Origin of the sequence: Pseudomonas asplenii (assembly GCF_001293465.1) — a bacterium.
Lineage (GTDB): Bacteria > Pseudomonadota > Gammaproteobacteria > Pseudomonadales > Pseudomonadaceae > Aquipseudomonas > Aquipseudomonas fuscovaginae_B.
Genome location: NZ_JSYZ01000019.1, coordinates 54,889 through 73,027 on the forward strand (window position 1 = coordinate 54,889; position 18,139 = coordinate 73,027).

Annotated in this window: 17 protein-coding genes; 12 read left to right on the forward strand and 5 right to left on the reverse strand. The window is 65.8% G+C overall.

The window, feature by feature from the left end:
* Window positions 1–173: 173 nt before the first annotated feature.
* The gene (locus tag PF66_RS23590; RefSeq protein ID WP_054058276.1) at window positions 174–755 is read left to right on the forward strand and encodes a DJ-1/PfpI family protein; all 582 of its coding nucleotides are present in this window, start codon (window positions 174–176) and stop codon (window positions 753–755) included.
* Between the two features lie 14 nt (window positions 756–769).
* Window positions 770–1,075: a ribbon-helix-helix domain-containing protein gene (locus PF66_RS23595; RefSeq protein WP_017905997.1), complete on the forward strand. Its 306-nt coding sequence runs from the start codon at window positions 770–772 to the stop codon at window positions 1,073–1,075.
* A 149-nt stretch (window positions 1,076–1,224) separates the two neighbouring features.
* Here the strand turns inward: PF66_RS23595 and PF66_RS23600 are convergent, their stop codons facing one another.
* The 5 genes from PF66_RS23600 to PF66_RS23620 form a co-directional block, all read right to left on the reverse strand.
* Window positions 1,225–3,789 (reverse strand): TonB-dependent receptor, encoded by a 2,565-nt coding sequence (locus tag PF66_RS23600; RefSeq protein ID WP_054058275.1) that lies wholly within the window; start codon window positions 3,787–3,789, stop codon window positions 1,225–1,227.
* 117 nt (window positions 3,790–3,906) lie between these two features.
* A complete protein-coding gene (locus tag PF66_RS23605) occupies window positions 3,907–4,866 on the reverse strand; it encodes a FecR family protein (RefSeq protein WP_054063974.1) in 960 nt (319 codons plus the stop codon).
* A complete protein-coding gene (locus PF66_RS23610; protein WP_054058273.1) occupies window positions 4,863–5,402 on the reverse strand; it encodes an RNA polymerase sigma factor in 540 nt (179 codons plus the stop codon). The genes PF66_RS23605 and PF66_RS23610 overlap by 4 nt, the downstream gene beginning before the upstream one ends.
* A 123-nt stretch (window positions 5,403–5,525) precedes the next feature.
* Window positions 5,526–7,109: a rhodanese-related sulfurtransferase gene (locus tag PF66_RS23615; protein WP_054063975.1), complete on the reverse strand. Its 1,584-nt coding sequence runs from the start codon at window positions 7,107–7,109 to the stop codon at window positions 5,526–5,528.
* Window positions 7,106–7,741 (reverse strand): cysteine dioxygenase, encoded by a 636-nt coding sequence (locus tag PF66_RS23620; RefSeq protein WP_054061349.1) that lies wholly within the window; start codon window positions 7,739–7,741, stop codon window positions 7,106–7,108. The genes PF66_RS23615 and PF66_RS23620 overlap by 4 nt, the downstream gene beginning before the upstream one ends.
* Window positions 7,742–7,847: 106 nt before the next feature.
* On the opposite strand from PF66_RS23620, the gene PF66_RS23625 reads away from it, so the two are divergent.
* From PF66_RS23625 to PF66_RS23670, 10 genes are all read left to right on the forward strand, one after another.
* Window positions 7,848–8,741 carry a LysR family transcriptional regulator gene (locus tag PF66_RS23625; protein ID WP_054061348.1) on the forward strand — a complete coding sequence of 298 codons (894 nt, stop codon included), beginning with the start codon at window positions 7,848–7,850 and terminating at the stop codon, window positions 8,739–8,741.
* Window positions 8,742–8,925: 184 nt separating this feature from the next.
* Window positions 8,926–9,747, forward strand: a complete 822-nt coding sequence (locus tag PF66_RS23630; protein ID WP_054061347.1) for an ABC transporter permease — start codon at window positions 8,926–8,928, stop codon at window positions 9,745–9,747.
* Between the two features lie 2 nt (window positions 9,748–9,749).
* The gene (locus tag PF66_RS23635; RefSeq protein ID WP_054063976.1) at window positions 9,750–10,526 is read left to right on the forward strand and encodes an ABC transporter ATP-binding protein; all 777 of its coding nucleotides are present in this window, start codon (window positions 9,750–9,752) and stop codon (window positions 10,524–10,526) included.
* Complete coding sequence (locus PF66_RS23640; protein WP_054063977.1) at window positions 10,523–11,728, forward strand: acyl-CoA dehydrogenase family protein; 1,206 nt, start codon at window positions 10,523–10,525, stop codon at window positions 11,726–11,728. The genes PF66_RS23635 and PF66_RS23640 overlap by 4 nt, the downstream gene beginning before the upstream one ends.
* Window positions 11,725–12,663: a D-isomer specific 2-hydroxyacid dehydrogenase family protein gene (locus tag PF66_RS23645; RefSeq protein ID WP_054063978.1), complete on the forward strand. Its 939-nt coding sequence runs from the start codon at window positions 11,725–11,727 to the stop codon at window positions 12,661–12,663. The genes PF66_RS23640 and PF66_RS23645 overlap by 4 nt, the downstream gene beginning before the upstream one ends.
* Window positions 12,653–13,471 carry a class II aldolase/adducin family protein gene (locus PF66_RS23650; RefSeq protein ID WP_241494427.1) on the forward strand — a complete coding sequence of 273 codons (819 nt, stop codon included), beginning with the start codon at window positions 12,653–12,655 and terminating at the stop codon, window positions 13,469–13,471. The genes PF66_RS23645 and PF66_RS23650 overlap by 11 nt, the downstream gene beginning before the upstream one ends.
* Before the next feature lie 14 nt (window positions 13,472–13,485).
* Window positions 13,486–14,448 carry an ABC transporter substrate-binding protein gene (locus PF66_RS23655; RefSeq protein WP_054061364.1) on the forward strand — a complete coding sequence of 321 codons (963 nt, stop codon included), beginning with the start codon at window positions 13,486–13,488 and terminating at the stop codon, window positions 14,446–14,448.
* A 134-nt stretch (window positions 14,449–14,582) separates the two neighbouring features.
* On the forward strand, window positions 14,583–15,764 hold the full coding sequence (locus tag PF66_RS23660; protein ID WP_054061365.1) for a dipeptidase: 1,182 nt from the start codon (window positions 14,583–14,585) through the stop codon (window positions 15,762–15,764).
* 198 nt (window positions 15,765–15,962) lie between these two features.
* Window positions 15,963–17,540 (forward strand): flavin monoamine oxidase family protein, encoded by a 1,578-nt coding sequence (locus tag PF66_RS23665; RefSeq protein ID WP_054063979.1) that lies wholly within the window; start codon window positions 15,963–15,965, stop codon window positions 17,538–17,540.
* Window positions 17,541–17,629: 89 nt separating this feature from the next.
* Window positions 17,630–18,127, forward strand: a complete 498-nt coding sequence (locus PF66_RS23670) for a RidA family protein (RefSeq protein ID WP_054063980.1) — start codon at window positions 17,630–17,632, stop codon at window positions 18,125–18,127.
* The last annotated feature ends 12 nt before the right edge of the window (window positions 18,128–18,139 follow it).

Sequence of the window (18,139 nt, forward strand, 5' to 3'; positions counted from 1 at the left end):
GGTGTTCATTCAGCCATAAACCCTGCGGCGGGGGCTGCTACAGCTGGGCACAGAGTTGTCCGTACAGTTCGGGGGCGGACAACCGTAGTAGCCGGCGATTACCCGCCCGGGTGCTCAGGGGCTACCTTGGCTACTCTTGTCTGCCCAAGCGTTCACCCAGAGGAGTTCACCCCATGGCCGCGAAAAAGATCCTGATGCTGGTTGGCGATTACGTCGAAGACTACGAAGTGATGGTGCCGTTCCAGGCGCTGCAGATGGTCGGTCACCAGGTGCATGCCGTGTGTCCGGACAAGACCGCCGGCCAGACCGTACGCACCGCGATTCATGATTTCGAGGGCGACCAGACCTACAGCGAGAAGCCCGGGCACCTGTTTGCGCTGAACTTCGACTTCGCCCAGGTCGATGCCGCCGATTACGACGGCCTGCTGATTCCCGGTGGTCGTGCCCCGGAATACCTGCGCCTGAACGACAGGGTGCTGCAACTGGTACAGGCCTTCGACCAGGCCGGCAAGCCGATCGCCGCAGTGTGCCACGGCGCGCAATTGCTGGCGGCGGCGGGTATCCTTGAAGGTCGCGAGTGCAGTGCCTACCCGGCCTGTGCCCCGGAAGTGCGCCTGGCCGGTGGCCGCTACATCGATATCGCGGTCAGCCAGGCCCATGTCCAGGGCAACCTCGCCACCGCCCCGGCCTGGCCGGCGCATCCGAGCTGGCTGGCGGCGTTCCTTGGCCTGCTGGGCACCCAAATCACCCTGTAAGCGAGGCAGCGCCGATGTGCGAACTCTACGTCAAGGCCGATCCGATCCTCTACGAGTCGCGTTCCCGCTCACTGCGCATCGGTGGCGTGGTGACCACCCTGCGCCTGGAAAATCAGTTCTGGGACATCCTCAGCGAGATGGCCGAGGGGGAGGGCGTGACCACCAACCAGATGATCACCCGCTTGTATGAGGAGGTGATGGACTATCGCGGCGAGGTGGTGAATTTCGCTTCGTTCCTGCGGGTCGGCTGTACCCGTTACCTGAGCCAGAAACGGGCCCAGGTCCGGGAGTTGAGCGTGGTGCGGGCGAACGCCGGTTGATGGGGCCATGGCCGGCCCCATTGGCTTTATGTGGGAGCGGGCTTGCCCGCGAAGCTTTTGGCGCCCTCAAGGGCCTATTCGCGGGCAAGCCCGCTCCCACAGGAAAGCAGTCCCCACAGGAAAGCTGCCTTCACCAGGTCAGGTGAGGGTCAGAAGTAGCGTGTCAGGCTGACCTTGAGGTTGCGCCCCACGCTGTAGGCCCGGTCGCCGCTCAATTCCGGGCGGTAGCTGCGGTTCATCAGGTTATCCACCGTCAGGTTCACTTCCGTGCCCTTCAGGTAGCGCTGCTGCGGTTTCCACTGGGCGAACACGCTCTGCACCACGTAACTGTCGTTTTCGTACTGGTCGTAGAAGGCATCGCCGACACTGGTGCCCGGGCCGCGGCTGTACTTGTCGCTGGGTACCCGGTCGGTCTTGCGCACGTAGACGCCCTGCCAGCCGACGCGGGCATCCAGGCTCGGGATCTTGGTACCGAGCAGTACCACCCATTTGGCCGGCGGAATGTCCCGTGCCCAGACCGATGGCCCCCAGGGGTTGGTGTACGGGTTGTCGCGCTTGCCGGTCAGGTAGCTATAGGACAATTGACCGAACAGGTAGCTGGAGTCGTAGAAACTTTCGACCTCGAAGCCCTTGATGGTCGTGCCGCCGACGTTGCGGTAGTTGGACATCGGGCCCGGCGGGCAGGCGGTGCTGATGGTACCGCCATTGATCGCCTGGTTGGCGCAGCCCACGCCGGTGGCCTTGAAGATCTCGTCCTCGATGCGGTTGTGCAGGAAGGTGGTGCGGATCATCAGGTCGTCGTTGTCGGTCAGCAGCTTGGAGAAGTTGCTGATGCTGCCGAAACGCAGCGCGGTGATGCGCTCGGGGTCGAGGTCGACACTGGTGGCGGTGCGGCTGCCCAGCCCCTGGACTTCGTATTGCTCGTCGATCACCGGGGCCCGCCAGGTCTTGCTGTAGTTGGCGTACAGGCCCTGGGTCGGCGTCACCCGCCAGAAGGCCGCCAGGCGTGGCGACCAGCCGGTGTAGGTGCGGTCGCTGTAGTCGTGGCCGATGGCCGGATCGGGGTTGGAATAGTACGGTGCGTCGTTGGCCTCGCCACGGTTGCGCACGTGGTCGTAGCGCAGCGACGGGGTCAGGGTGAAGTCGCCCAGGGTCACGGCGTCCTCGATGAAGAAGGCATTGGCGTCGACCTTGCCGTGGGGCATGAAACCCGGCTGGAAGTGGCCGTAGTTGTAGCGGGCGGTGTTGTAGGTGCTGCCCGGCATCCACATCTCGGTTTCGCGGGCGTGCTTGCGGATCTGCGTGCCGACCGTCAGCGCGTGCTGCAGGGAACCGGTGTCGAACAGGCTGGTGTTCTTGATCTCCAGTTCGCGGTCCCGGTATTCGGTGTCCATCTTGCGTCCGCCGGTGGCCAGGCTGAAGAAGGCGCTGGCGTTGCGCTCGTCGGTCTGGTCGGTGTTGGACTGCGAGTACTTGATCTGCAAGTCCACCAGCGGGTTGTCCAGTGGCTTGTATTCGTACTTGCCCGACCAGGTGGTGTCGATGGTTTCACGATTGGCCAGCATCCGTTTCAACGCGCCCTCGTAGCCGTACTGGCGGATGTTGGAAGCGGTCGGTGGTGTCGGGTAGCTCTGGGCCGAGAAGGGTGTCCAGCGCTCGCTGTTGGAGCGCGAGTAGGAGAGCTTGAGGCTCTGCTCGTCGGTGAGATTCAGGTTGAGCTTGAGCAGCACCGCATCCAGGTCCTGGGCGCTGTTGGGAAGGCGCTTGGGATTGATCGGATACTGGTTGTTGGGATTGGGTGGCGTTTCGGCCAGTTTCAGGTCACCGCCGTCACGCTTGGTCAGGAATACCAGGCCGTCGGCCTTGCCATCGTCGGTACGGCCGTAGGTCGCGCCGCTGTAGGTCTGCTCATGGTTGTTGCTGGCGTAGCCGTACTTGACCATGGCGCCACTGTTGCGGCCCTTTTCCAGCAGGTCGGGAGCATCCTTGGTTTCCATGTGCACCGTGCCGCCGAAGCCGCCGTTGCCGGTTTCGGGCGAGTGCGGGCCCTTTTCCACCTCGATGCTCTTGATCAGTTCCGGCTCGATGAAAATGGTGCCCTGCTGGTAGCGCTCGAAACTGCTCTTGGTGGCGCCGTCGACGGTCAGCGGCACGTCCTCGGCGTCGCCCAGGCCCCAGATATTGATGGTCTGCCCGCCGGGCTTCATCGAGCCGCCCATGCTGATGCCGGGCAGGGTCGAGAGCAGCGAGGGGATGTTGCCCGGCTGGCTGCGCTCGATATCGTCCTTGGTCAGGGTCGAGCGGCCGACGCTGCTGGAGTCCACTTCCTTGCCGTCGCCGAGGATGCTCACCGCGCCCAGCTGGATGGCGCCCTTGTCGGGGGTTGGCTCAGCGTCGGCCTTGCGGATCACGAAGGTGTTGCCGACCATGAGCAGTTTGAAGTTGCCGCCCTTGAGCAGCAGGCCGATGGCTTCCTGGGCGGTGAACTGACCTTCCAGCGCGCGGGCCTGGATGTTGTGCAACTGTTCCTCGTCGAACAGCAACTGGATGTGGGTCTTCTGTGCCACCTGGCTGAGGGAGGTCGCCAGCGACTGCGCCGGCAGGCTCATGGCGACCTTGTCGGCGGCCTGGACCGGCAGGCTGGCCATCAGGCAGGCGGCGATCAGGGTTGGGCGGGAACAGTGATGGAACAACTCGTGAGCGGCGCGAAACATTGAATCCCCCGGTGTGGCCAAAGGCCAAAAAGGCGTTCGTTCAGAACGCAATCGGGGAGGAAGACGCGGCAGTGAAAGAAAACCTCACCTGCGAATGAAAAATATTCTCATGTATGCTCATTTGCGGCTTTCGATCCGCACCTGGCCGTCGTCCAGGGCCACGGTTCGCACCGGGATCAGCACCGGCAGGGCGTTGAGCAGGGCATCCGGATCCTGGGCATCGAGGCTGCCGGACACCTTGAAATGCGCCAGCGGCCCATCGGCCAGTTGCACCGGCTTGCTGCGGTACAGGTTCAATTCGTCGATCAGGCTGAGCAGTTCGCGATTGCGAAAGGTCAGGTGACCGCTGCGCCAGTCGGCGACCTCCTCGGCACTGACCGGCTGTTGCTGCACGGTGTCCCTGGCGTAGTCGTAGATTCCGCGTTGGCGGGCTTCGAGCAGAGTCGCCTTGCCCGGATCGCCTTCGGGTTCGAAGGCCACCTGGCCGTGGGCGACGCTGACCACCAGTTGCTTCTGGCCGCGACGCACATCGAAGGCGGTGCCGACCACGCGCACCCGCGCGTTGCCGGCGTGCACCCAGAGTGGGCGTTCCTTGTCGGCGGCGACCTCCAGGTAGAGCTGGCCCTGGTCCAGGTAGATGTCCCGTTGCAGGCTGCGGAAGTTGATGCGCAGGCGCGTGTTGGCGTTCACGTACAGGGTGCTGCCGTCCGGCAGTTTCAGGGTGCGGGTGCCTTCGGCATGGGCGGCGACCTGGTGGTGGTAGGCGCTGTTGGGCGCACCGACATGGCTTGCCAACAGCGCACAGACCAGGGCGGCCGCGCTGGCCAGGACCGAGCGCCAGGGATTCTTGCGGCGTGCGGGCAGGGGCACCGGCCGGTTCAGTTGCTGGAGCTCGACGAGGTCGGCCCACAGGGCCTCGAACTCGGCATAGGCCTTGGCGTGGGCCGGGTCGGCCCGCCATTGTTCGAAGTCCTTGTCGGTGCCTGGGGCCTGCTCGGCGCGATTGCGGGCAAACCAGCTGGCAGCCTGGGCGTCGATGCTGTTTTCATCGAATTCGATATCGTTGGCGCGGGTCATTCCGGCTGCTCCTTGCCCTGCTCCTGTTCCAGGCGCTGCTTGCAGTGCAGCAAGGCAAAGGCGATATGTTTTTCCACCATGCTGACGGAAATCCCCATGCGTTCAGCGATCCGGGCCTGGCTCAAGCCCTCGAAACGGGCAAGCATAAGGGCTTCTCGACGCCGAGGCGAGAGTTCGGCGAGTACCTCTTTCAATTGCTCCAGTCGTTGCAGGCGCTGCGCGGCGGCCAACGGGTCGTTGCGCTCGTCGGCCACCGGTTCCAGCCCCGGGTCGGCCTGTTCGCTGTGCACCGCCTGCCTGACCTTCTGCTTGCGCCAGTGATCACGCAGCAGATTGCGTGCCATCTGGAACAGGAAGGCCCGTGGCTGTTCGACCTTGGCCTGCTGGTCGTAGTCCAGCCACTGGGTGAAGACGTCCTGGGTCATGTCCGCCGCATCGCTGGCGTTGTCTGTGCGTTTGCGCAGGAAATGCAGGATGTCCGCATAGAACCCGCGAAAGGTTTCAGCCGACAGCGGGTCGGGCTTGGGACGAGACATGGCGGAACCTTCACGACTTCGGGTGGCAGGGCTGTAAAGTCGTGAATGATATCGAGAATTATTGCTATTTGTCTCGCCTGAAATGCACCGCCTCTTCGGCCTTGCCCGCCACGGATGCAGGTATCAGATCACGAAGAACCCGTGGGTGCCGTCCCGGCCCAGTTGGGCCACCAGACCGTATTCCCAGTCGAGATAGCCCTGCATGGCTTCCCGTGGGTTGTCGGTGCCTTCGTAGGGACGGCGGTAGCGGTCGATACGCGGCGCGGCCAGGCGCTGTTCACCGCTTTCCACCGGTAGTCCGGCGGCGATCCAGGCCGCTGTCCCGCCGTTCAGCAGCCACACCGGTTTACCGGTCAGGGCCTGGACCTCGGGGATGGCGAAGTTGGCCAGCAGGCTGCTGCCACAGGTCAGTACATAACGCTCCGCCGGGGGAATCCGTGCCAGCGCCTGGGCGAGCTGGCTGCGCAATGCCCACCAGGCACCGGGGATATGCCGTTGTACATGGTTGGCGCTGGCGGTGAAGTCCAGCACCTGGGTGCCCGGCTCGCGCAACCAGGTGGCCAGGGTCGCGGCGTCCACGAAGCGGGCTCCGGGGCGCGCGGGCAGTGGTGGCTGCCAGGGACCCTGCTCGCTGAAATCGCTCGCCGCGAGGTCGTCGAGTACCTTCACCTGCCAGCCCATCTGCGCCAGCCAAGAGGCGCTCATGTTCGCCCGCACGCCGTCGTCGTCCACCAGTACCAGCCGGGCGCCGCGCACGCTGGCGAAGTGATCGGTCTCCTGCACCAACTGGCCGCCGGGCGTGGAGCGGGCGCCGGGCAGGTGGCCGGCCTCGAATTCCTCCGGGGTGCGCACGTCGAACAGGTAGGTGGTACGGCCGCGTTCGGCCTGCCATTGGCGCAGCTCGGCCAGGCTGGCGCGGCCCACATCGGCCCGGTCGGCCACCGCCCGGGCGGCCTTTTGCGCGGCGTGGCGATTGTCCTCGCCGACGTCGGCAAAGCGCCGTGCCTGCCCATGCTCCAGCGCCTGCCCGGCCAGGGTCCAGCCGATGGTGCCGTTGCGCAGCGCGGCGACCGGATTGGGAATGCCCGCGTTGACCAGCGATTGGGTGCCGATGATGCTGCGGGTGCGTCCGGCGCAATTGACGATGACCCGGGTTTGCGGGTCGGGCGCCAGCTCGGCGACCCGCAGCACCAGTTCGGCACCGGGTACGCTGATGCCGCCGGGGATGCTCATGGTCTGGTATTCGTCGAAACGACGGGCATCGAGTATCACCAGGTCGGCCTCGGCATCCAGCAGCGCCTGGACTTCCTCGGCGGCCAGCGATGGCGTGTGGCGCTCGGACTCCACCAGTTCGCCGAAGGCTTTGCTGGGCACGTTGACGTCCTTGAACAGCTCGCCACCGGCTTGCTGCCAACCGGCCAGGCCGCCCTCGAGCAGGGCCACGTCGCTGTAGCCCAGCTCATGCAGCACGGCAGCGGCCCGTTGTGCCAGGCCCTCGCCATTGTCGTAGAGGGTCACCGGCGTGTCCCCGCGGGGAATCCGGGCATAGGCCTCCAGTTCCAGTTTCGACAGCGGGATGTTGGCGGCGAACAATGGGTGGGACTCGGCGAAGGGGGCTTCTTCGCGGACATCGAGCAGGACCAGTTCCTGGCGGGCCAGCAGGGCCTGACGAATGTCCTGGTAATGGCGGGTGCGGATCTCGGTCATTGCGGGGGCTCCTTCGACAGGTCCCAGAGGTTAGGTAGCAGGCTGTTGGAGTAGCCGGAGATGAACGGTTTTTCACTGCCGTCCGGGTGGTACACCGCACGCTTCACCGCGCCGATGTTGCCGCCATAGACGTGGATGCTGATCGACACCCGGTCGTCGAATGCATTCGATACCTGGTGGATATCGCCAATGCGCGGCGAGACCGCCTCGACCTGACCGGGATCCAGGCGAATTGCCTGGCCGGCTTGCTGCAGGCTGCCGTCGGCGCGGCGTTCGAAACCCTGGGAATATTCGGCGCCGCGCAGCATGCCGATGAGCCCCCAGACCCGATGATCATGAATCGGCGTGCTCTGGCCCGGGCCCCAGACGAAACTGACGATGGAGAACAGCTGGCGCGAATCGGCATGCAGCAGGAACTGCTGGTAGCGCTGCGGATCGGGCTGGGCGAACGCCGCGGGCAGCCAGTCGTCATGGGCGACCAGTTGTTGCAGCAGCCGGCTGCCATCCGCGAGTACCTGTTCTTCGCCAGGTCGGGTAGCGAGCAGGGCGGCCAATTGGTCGATGAAGTGGCGTAATCGACCGAGGTTCGGGGCCGCTGGCGTGGCAACGGGGCGATGGGATTGTCGAGGCATTGAGGTCCCTCCGTGGACAGTCGGATACGACGTGAACTACACGAGTGGGCTAAAAGGTATTATTCTTTCCTGGCATTTTTCCACTTATTTATTATGCGAATAAAGAATGAAGATAGATGATATCAATGCATTCGTGGCGGTGATCCGTTGCCAGACCATCAGCCAGGCCGCCGATTCGCTGCAACTGACCCAGCCGGCCATCACCCGGCGTGTGCAGAATTTCGAGGAGGCGCTGGGGGTGGAGTTGCTCGACCGCAACACCAAGCCGCTCAAGCCCACCAGCATGGGCCTGCGGGTCTATGGGCAGTGCCTGGAAGTGCTGCGCGCGCTCGATGGCCTCAGCGAACTGGTGGCCAATGACGGCGCGCCCAGCGGGGCGTTGCGTATCGGCGTGCCGCAGACCATCGGTGACGTGGTGCTGCTCGATGCCCTGAGCCAGTTGAAGAATCTCTACCCGCAGTTGCAGACCTCGGTCGCCACCGGCTGGGGCAGCCACCTGCTGGGCAAGGTCGAGAACGGTGAGCTGGACGTGGTGGCGGCACTGTTCCCGGCGGGCAAGGTGTTCCCCGACGGGGTGGTCGGGCGCTCGCTGGGCAGCATGAACCTGGTGGTGGTGGCGGCGAAGGGTGAGGTGACCCGCCGTTCATGCAAGCTGGCCGACCTGTACCAGCGCGGCTGGGTGCTCAACCCCGATGGCTGCGGTTTTCGCGCCGGCTTGCAGCGGGCCCTGAGTGCCCAGGGCCTGTCGTTGCAGATCAACCTGGAAACCTTCGGCACCGAACTGCAACTGGGACTGATCGCCAATGGCCTGGGTTACGGGCTGGTGCCGGCCCCCTTGCTGGAAAACAGCGGTCATCGCAACAAGCTGGAGATCGTGCCGGTGACGGACTTCAAGCCGGTGATCGACCTGTGGCTGATCCACCCGCGTTTCCTCGGCAACCTGCAGGAGCCGGTGAGCGCGTTCGGCGAGATGGTCGCGCAGCGGGTCGGCAAGTCCTGAAGCCGGGACTGCCCCCTGGCCTTCCTCGGACGGGCACTGCGCAGGCCTGTTAATCTATTGTTTGCATAATTGTTATTTTTATAAATGCAATTTTTGTATATTAGATTAGAACCAAAGCGAATTTCACGGACGTTTTTTATGTAGTTAGCATGGTCATCCACGCGCTACAGAACAGGACGTCAGCATGCCCGCGCAAGACCTTGTCTCCCCTCGATCCGGCCTGCGTGCGCTGGCCCGCTGGACCGGCTGGCGCGAACCGGCGCTGCGCCTGATCAGTCCGCTGGTGTTGCTGCTGCTCTGGGAACTGGCATCGCGCAGCGGGTTACTGCCGAGCCGAATCATCGCCGCACCCAGCACCATCGGTGGCACTTTGTGGCAGATGCTCGGCAGCGGCGAGCTGGGTCGTCACCTGTGGGTTTCCCTGCAACGGGCCTTGGGCGGGTTGGCCATCGGTGTCAGCATCGGCACCGTGCTGGCCCTGCTCTCGGGACTGTCACGGCGAGGGGAACTGCTGATCGACTCGCCGGTGCAGATGCTGCGCACCCTGCCATTTCTCGCCATCGTGCCGCTGTTCATCCTCTGGTTCGGCGTGGGTGAGACGCCGAAGATCGCCCTGATCGCCCTGGGCACCACGTTTCCCGTTTACCTCACACTGTTTGCCGGCATCCGTGGCCTCGATCCCAAATTGCTGGAGGCGGCGACCCTGCTGGGGCTGTCCCGGCGCGAGCGGATCTGGCACGTGATCCTGCCCGGTGCCCTGCCATCCTTCTTCGTTGGCCTGCGCTACGCCTTCGGCCTGAGCTGGCTGGGCCTGGTGGTGGTCGAGCAGATCAACGCCAGCGCCGGTATCGGCTACCTGGTCAATGATGCCCGGGACTTCATGCGCACCGATGTGATCGTGATCTGCCTGCTGATCTACAGCGTGCTCGGGCTGGGTATCGATGGCCTGGTGCGTCTGCTCGAGCGCCTGTCCCTGGCCTGGCGGCCATCCTTCATCAGGAACTGATCATGAGCCTCTCTCTTTCGCGTTCCCAGCGTCCGGCCGTCGAATGCCAGCAGGTCAGCCGCCGTTTCGGCGGGCAGGCGGTGCTCGATGCCCTCGACCTTGAGATCGCTCCCGGCGAATTCGTCGCCCTGCTGGGCAGCAGCGGTTCGGGCAAGACCACCTTGCTCCGCGCCCTGGCCGGCCTGGATCGTATCGACGAAGGCAGGCTGGCCGTGCCCGAGCCGCTGGCGGCGGTGTTCCAGGAACCCCGGCTGATGCCGTGGAAACGCGCCTGGCGCAATGTCGCCCTCGGCCTGCGGGGGACCGAGCCGAAAGCCCGGGCGTTGGCGGCGCTGGCGGAGGTCGGGCTGGCGCACCGGGTCGGGGCCTGGCCGCACACCCTGTCCGGCGGCGAGGCCCAGCGGGTGGCGCTGGCCCGGGCGCTGGTCCGCGAGCCGAAGCTGTTGCTGCTCGATGAACCCTTCGCCGCCCTCGACGCGCTGACGCGGATTCGCATGCACCAATTGATCGTCGACCTGTGGCGCGCCCATGAGCCGGCGGTGCTGCTGGTGACCCACGATGTCGACGAGGCGGTACTGCTGGCCGACCGGGTGGTGGTCCTGGCCAACGGCCGGATCGCCGAACAGATTCCCATCCGCCTGCCGCGTCCGCGCCAGGTGGCCAGCCCGACCTTCCAGACGCTGCGTGCGCGCCTGCTGGAGCTGCTCGGCGTCGAACAACCCGTGGCCGCCGTCGATGACGGTCGCCTTCACTTTCTCAGCAGGATCGCCCATCGATGAGCCCAACCACCGTGCAATCGCCCAGGACCCATGCCGGAGCGAGCCTCGACCTCGATTCCCCGGCCTTCACCGACCTGCTGGAGCAGCTCAGCCAGGAGTTCGCCGGCACCGCCGCCTATTACGACCGGCACAGCGAGTTCCCCCATGCCAATCTGCATCGGCTGCATGAGCACGGCCTGCTGGCGCTGACCGTGCCGCGCCAGCTGGGTGGCGGCGAGGCGACCCTGGCCCAGGCACGGCGGGTCATCGGTGCGGTGGCCCGGGGCGAGCCATCGACGGCGCTGGTGCTGGTGATGCAGTACCTGCAGCACACCCGCCTGCAGGGCAACCAGGCCTGGCCGCTGCACCTGCGCCAGCGGGTCGCCCGCGAGGCGGTGGAACAGGGCGCGTTGATCAATGCGCTGCGGGTCGAACCGGACCTCGGCACCCCGGCCCGTGGCGGCCTGCCCGGCACCCTCGCCCGGCGGGTCGAGGGCGGCTGGCGGCTGGATGGCCGCAAGATCTACTCCACCGGCATTCCCGGGCTGACCTGGCTGTCGGTGTGGGCGCGCAGCGACGAGCCCGAGCCCAGGGTCGGTACCTGGCTGGTGCACCGTGACACCCCGGGCATTCGCATCGAGCAGACCTGGGATCACCTCGGGATGCGCGCCACCGGCAGCCATGACGTGGTGTTCGAGGATGTGTTCGTCGCCAGCGAGTTCGCCGTGGATATCCAGCCGGCCAGCACCCCGCGCCCGTCCGAGCTGGACAGCAGTGGCGTGCTCTGGCTGGCGGTGCTGCTGTCGTCGATCTACGACGGCGTGGCCCGGGCGGCCCGTGACTGGCTGGTGGTCTGGCTGGGCGAGCGGACCCCGGCCAACCTCGGGGCGCCGCTGTCGAGCCTGCCGCGTTTCCATGAGCTGATCGGCAGGATCGATGCGCTGCTGCTGGCCAACCGGGTCCTGCTCGATGCCGCCGCCGAGGGACGGATCGCCGCGAGCGAGGCGACCCAGATCAAGTACCTGGTGACCGGCAATGCCATCAGCGCGGTGGAACTGGGAATCGAGGCCATCGGCAATCCCGGTCTGGCCCGTGGCAATCCGCTCGAGCGGCACTACCGCGATGTGCTGTGCAGCCGGATTCATACACCGCAGAACGATGCGATTCTCGCGGCAGTCGGCCGTGCCGCCTTCGCCCTGCCTGCTCGTGGGGGCCAGGCGTGAGCGGGGCACGCATCGCCAGCCAACTGGACGCCTCGTTCAACGTGCGCTTGCGCAACCTGGGACTGGAGGTGCTGGAACTGCCCCGGGGCCTGCCGCGCGAGCTGCCGGCGGATGTGCGGGTGCTGTTGGCGGCGCCCCACGCCGAGTTCCGCGATGCGCCCCAGGCGCCCGCGGGCTGGCCGTTCGGGTTGCGCTTCGTGCAACTGGCGAGCTCCGGGCTGGACTACTTTCCCCGCTGGCTGTTCGACAGCCTGCCGGTGGCCAGCGCCCGTGGCGTCACCGCCGAGAGCATTGCCGAGTTCGCCCTGGCGGCCATCTTCGCGGCGGCCAAGCAGGTGCCGCAGATCTGGATCGACGACGCGGCGCACTGGCGGCAACGGCCGTTGGCGCAGGTCGCGGGCAGCACCCTGGGGCTGTTCGGCTTCGGCAGCATTGCCCGAGCCCTGGCGCCCAAGGCCCTGGCCCTGGGCATGGAGGTGCTGGCACTGAGGCGTTCGCCGGCGCCTTTCGAGGTGCCCGGCGTGCAGAGAGTCGCCGATCTGCATGAGTTGTTCGCCCGCTGCGATCACCTGCTGCTGGCGGTGCCGGCGACCGAACTGACCCGTCGTGTCATTGACCGTGATGTACTCGGTTCGGCCCGTCCCGGCCTGCACCTGATCAACATCGCCCGTGGCAGCCTGATCGACCAGGAGGCCCTGCTGGAGGCGCTGGACAGTGGGCAACTGAGCCTGGCCAGCCTGGATGTCAGCGACCCGGAGCCGCTGCCGGTCGGGCATGGCTTCTATCGGCACCCGCGTATCCATCTGTCGCCGCATACCAGCGCCAACTCACCCCAGGTCTATCTGAACCTCGCCCGCCTGGTGCTGGACAACATCACCCGCGAGGCCAATGGCCTGCCCCTGGAAAACCGCGTGGAGGCCGAACGTGGCTATTGAATCACCGAGACATCAACCGAGTGCCTACGGGCTGCCCCGTGACGGGCACACCGTGTTCCGCTGGGAACACCCGCCGCAGCAGGCGACCGTCGAACTGGAAAGGCTGCGCCGCAAGCAGAGCCTGGCGGCGGCCTTTCGAGTGTTCGCCTGGCTCGGTTTCGACATGGGCGGCGCCGGGCATATCACCGTGCGTGATCCACAGCGCCCCGATCATTTCTGGGTCAACCCGGTGGGCGTGTACTTCGGCCATATCCGCGTCTGCGACCTGCTGCTGGTCAATCCCCATGGCGAGATCGTCGAAGGCGAGGGCGCGTTGAACCTGGCGGCCTTCGCCATCCATGCCGCCTTGCACGAGGCGCGCCCGGACGTGGTGGCGGCGGCCCATGCCCATTCGCTGCACGGCAAGGCCTGGTCGAGCCTGGGGCGCCTGCTCGATCCGCTGACCCAGGACGCCTGCGCCTTCTACGAGAAGCACGCGCTGTTCGACAATTTCTCCGGGGTGGTGCTGGAGAGCAGCGAAGGCTCGCGGATTGCCCGCACGCTTGGCCAGCACAAGGCGCTGATCCTGCAGAACCATGGTCTGCTGACGGTGGGCGAGACGGTCGAGGCCGCTGTCTGGCGCTTCATCGCCATGGACAACGCCGCCCATACTCAACTGCTGGCCGAAGCCGCCGGCACGCCGCGACCGATTCCGCCCGAGGTGGCGCGTCACACCGCGCGTCAGGTCGGCACCGAGTTCGGCGGCTGGTTCAGTTTTCAACCTTACTGGGATCGGGTTCTGCGCAACGAGCCGGATGCCTTTCTGTGACAGGAGTCAGCCTGATGGACCGTCGTCGTTTTCTGCAGTTTTCGGCCCTGGCCGGGCTCGGCGCCGCGTTGCCGAGCCTCGGCCGGGCCCAGGACCTCAGCGGGGTGACCCTGAATGTCGCGACCTACAAGGGCGCGGCGCCATCGTTTTTCCCCGAGGCCGGCATCGGCCCGGCGCCGTACAAGGTCAGGTATGCCGAGTTCAACGGCGGCAACCTGAGTTTCGAGGCGCTGGTCAGCGGCACCCTGGACATTTCGCCGATGAGCGAGATCCCGCCGATCTTCGGTATCAGGAATCATGCGCCGGTGAAGCTGATCGCGGTGCTCACCGGCGACGTCAACAACCAGGCGTTCATCGTGCCCAAGGGCTCGACGGTGCAGTCGGTGGCCGAGCTCAAGGGCAAGCGCATCGCCTATATCCGCTCCACCAGTTCCCACTACTTTCTGCTCAAGGCGCTGAAGGAGCAGGGGCTGGGCTTCGACGACATCGTGCCGATGGCGCTGACGCCCCAGGATGGCTTCGCCGCGTTCCAGAACGGCGCGGTGGATGCCTGGGTCAGCTTCGGCTACTTCATCCAGCTCGCCGAGTTGCGCGCCGGGGCGCGGGTGCTGAAGACCGGGCAGGGCTACCTGTCGGGCAATTACGTGATTGCGGCCAACCAGAACAGCATCGCCGACCCGCTCAAGCATGCGGCGATCACCGACTACATCCTGCGCGAGTACCGCTCCTGGCAATGGATTGCCGCGCATCCCGAGGAATGGGCGACCAAGAGTTCGAAGATCCTCGGGATGCCGAGGGAGGTGTTTCTGGCACAGTACAAGGCCCAGAGCGGACCGCGGATCCTGCAGCCGGTTGACGATGCGGCGGTGCGTTCGCAGCAGGATGTCGCCGACCTGTTCTTCGAGGCCGGGGTGCTGCCGCAGAAGCTGGACGTGAGCGGGTTGTGGGATCGCAGTTTTCGCTGGGGGCCGGCCTGAGACACTGCTCCCTTCTGCTCTTTATGTCGTTTTGGTTTTGCGCAAGGCTTGAGGACCTCTTCGCGGGCAAGCCACGCTCCTGCAGAGTGCGCCGTGCGCAGCAGGCCGGCTCCAGGTAGTCATGGATGATCCCGATGTTGAAGAAAACCCTCGCCCTTGCGTTGCTGCTGGTCTCGCAAGTTCAGGCCGCCGACACCCTGCACCAGCGCCTCACCGTTCTCGACAGCCACCTCGACACGCCGATGCAACTGGCGCGTCCCGGCTGGGACATCACCGAGCGCCACCGCTACGCCGACGATCTGTCCCAGGTCGACCTGCCGCGCATGGAGGAGGGTGGACTGGACGGGGGCTTCTGGGCCATCTTCACGCCCCAGGGGCCGCTGACTGCCGAAGGTCGTACCCTGGCCAGCGAACACGGCCTGGCGGTGCTCACGCGGATTCGCGACATGGTCGCCGCCCACCCGCAGCAGTTCGCCCTGGCCCTGAAGGCCGAGGATGTCCCGGCCATCGTCGCCCGGCGCCAGCGGGTGGTGTTCATCAGCATGGAGAATGCCGAACCGCTGGCGGCCGACCCCGGGCGGCTGCTGACCTATCGACGCCTGGGCCTGAGCATGCTCGGGCTGGTGCATTCGGCGAACAACGACTTCGCCGATTCGGCCACCGCGTTGCCGCAATGGCATGGCCTGAGTCCCCAGGGCCGGGCGCTGGTGGCCGAGGCCAACCGGCTGGGGATCCTGCTGGATGTTTCCCATGCCTCGGACCAGGTGTTCGACCAGGTACTGGCGCTGTCCACGGCACCGATCATCGCCTCGCACTCCTCCAGCCGGGCGATCACCGCGCACCCGCGCAACCTGGATGACCGGCGCCTGAAGGCGTTGGCGGCCAAGGGCGGGGTGATCCAGGTGAACAGCTTTCCCAGCGACCTGATCGACCAGCGGCCCGATCCGGAGCGTGCCAAGGCATTGGGGCCGCTGTACCGGGAATTCCGTCTGGCGGCGAGCATGACGCCAGCGCAGGTGGCGGACCTGGCGGCGCGGATCCGCGCCGTGGAGGCACGCTTTCCCGAGCCGCGGGCGACGCTTGATGACTACATGAAGCACCTGCTGCATATCCTCGCGGTGGTCGGGCCGGAGCATGTCGGCATCGGGGCCGACTGGGATGGTGGTGGCGGGGTCGAGGGGCTGGAGGATGTCGCGCAATTGCCGAAGATCACCGAGCGCCTGCTGGCGGCGGGTTATGGGGAGCGGGATTTGGCGAACATCTGGGGTGGCAACCTGCTGCGGGTGTTGGCTGAGGCCCAGGCTCGCGGGGAGTAGCAGTCGCCCTTCCTCTATGCATTTCGTGCAATATCCGCGTCATAAAATATGAAACAAAGTAATATTTGCATATGCCTAAAATGTATTTCTCTTATTAAGTTGCGCTCTCTAGGATGGCCTCCATAGACCGAAGTAACTGAATGTTTCGGCGGGCTATAACGGAATGAACTATCCACCACACAGGCAGGGAGCGCTTGCATGCCGTTGACCAGAAGACAACTGATCGCCCGCGTCGCCGCCGTTGGCGGCCTGCAGGCGGCAACGGCGGTGATGGGCCTGCTCGGAGTGGACCGCCAGGCTGCGGCCGGTGAAGAAAACTACGCCGCCTTGCCGACCGCCGCCGTCGGCCGCGGTGCCAGCGTGATCGTGATCGGTGCCGGCATCGGCGGCCTGGTCAGTGCCTATGAGCTGAACAAGGCCGGTTTCAAGGTGACCTTGCTCGAAGCCCGCGACCGCGTCGGCGGTCGCAACTGGACCGTGCGCCAGGGCGATCGCGTCGAGTACACCGATGGCAGCGTGCAGGTCGTCGACTTCGACCAGGGGTTCTACCTCAATGCCGGCCCCGGTCGCTTGCCCAGCCACCATCAACTGATGCTCGGCTACTGCCGCGAACTTGGCGTCGAGCTGGAGGTGCTGGTCAACACCAGCCGCAATGCCCTGGTGCGCCCCGATCTCAACGCGCCGGCCATCCAGATCCGCCAGGCGGTCAACGACAGCCGCGGACATTTTTCCGAGCTGCTGGCCAAGGCGGTCAATCGCCAGGCGCTGGACCAGGAACTGAGCCCCGCCGACCGTGAGCACCTGCTGAGCTTCCTGAGAACCTGGGGCGACCTTTCGGACAAGCTCGAATACCTCGGTTCGGCCCGCTCCGGCTACAAGGTCTGGCCGGGAGCGGGCGACCAACTGGCGCAGAAACGCGACCCGCTGCCGCTGCAGACCCTGCTCAACCCGGCGCTGACCACCGCGCTGATGATCGACGAATACCCGGAGTTCTCCCCGACCATGTTCCAGCCGGTCGGTGGCATGGACCGCATCGCCAAAGCCTTCGAACGGCACCTGAAGGCGCAACTGCGGCTGGGCGCCGAAGTGCTGTCGATCGACAACCGGACGGACGTCGTCGAGGTCGGCTACCTCGACCGTCATACAGGGCGCAAGCAGGCGCTGAAGGCCGACTACGTGATCAGCAGCCTGCCGCTGCCGCTTTTGGCCAAGGTCAGGAACAACCTGGCCCGGCCGGTACAGCAGGCGATCGCCGCGGTCCAGTTCGGCTACGCCAACAAGGTCGCCTGGCAGTCCCGGCGCTTCTGGGAGCGCGACTACCAGATCTACGGCGGGCTTTCCTTCATCAACCAGGAGTCCTCCGGCCTGTGGTACCCCAGCGGCGGTTTCAACCAGGCTGAAGGGGTGCTGGTGGCGGCCTACAACAATGGCGAGACCGCCCGCCGGTTCGGCGAGAGGCCCCTGGCCGAACAGATCGAACTGTCACGCCAGGCGGTGGAACTGCTGCATCCCGGCCACGCCCGGGAGCTGCGCAAACCGCTGGCGATCGCCTGGGCCAAGATCCCCTACAACCTCGGCCCGTGGATCAATCACGAAGTGGCCGACCCGGACTACAGCCTGCTCAACCAGGCCCAGGGCCGGGTCTACCTGACCAGCGACGGCCTGGCCCACAGCGGTGTCGGGATCTGGCAGGAAGCCGCCGCCGGCGCGGCGCGGCGGGTGGTCCGTCATCTATTCGAGCGGGCACAGGGCTCGCCCATCAAGCAAACGGCCTGAAAAAGCCGCGCTCTCACTCAAACAGCCACACCGATTTGCCGGGTAGCGGACCTCCGAGGCCGGCATAAAACATACCTTGGAGTGTCCTTATGTCGTTCAAGAAAGCCTTGCTGGGGTTGGGGATCCTATTCGCCGCGAGCGGCTCGCAAGCCGCCTCGATCCAACGGATGCCATCCACCTATCCGAATTCGCCGATCCTGCAATCGGTGACCCTGCCGGGCAACGCCGAAGTCACCTATCTCTCCGGGCTGCTGCCCGACCCGGTCGATCCCAAGGCCGCCAAGGAGCAGATCCGGGCCGCTGGCAACACCGAGAGCCAGGCCCGCGCGGTGCTGCGCAAGGTCGAGACGATCCTCGCCAGCCAGGGCCTGGGGCTGGGCAATGTGGTGCAGTTGCGCATCTACCTGGTGGGCGACCCGGCATTGGGCGGCAAGCTGGATTTCGACGGCCTGCAAACCGCCTTCCGCGAATTCTTCGGGACCGACAAACAGCCGCTGAAGCCGGCCCGCACCACGGTGCAGGTGGCCGGGCTGGTGCTGCCCGGTGCGCTGATCGAAGTCGAGACCGTTGCCGCCAAGGCGCGCTGAGCCGATCCACAG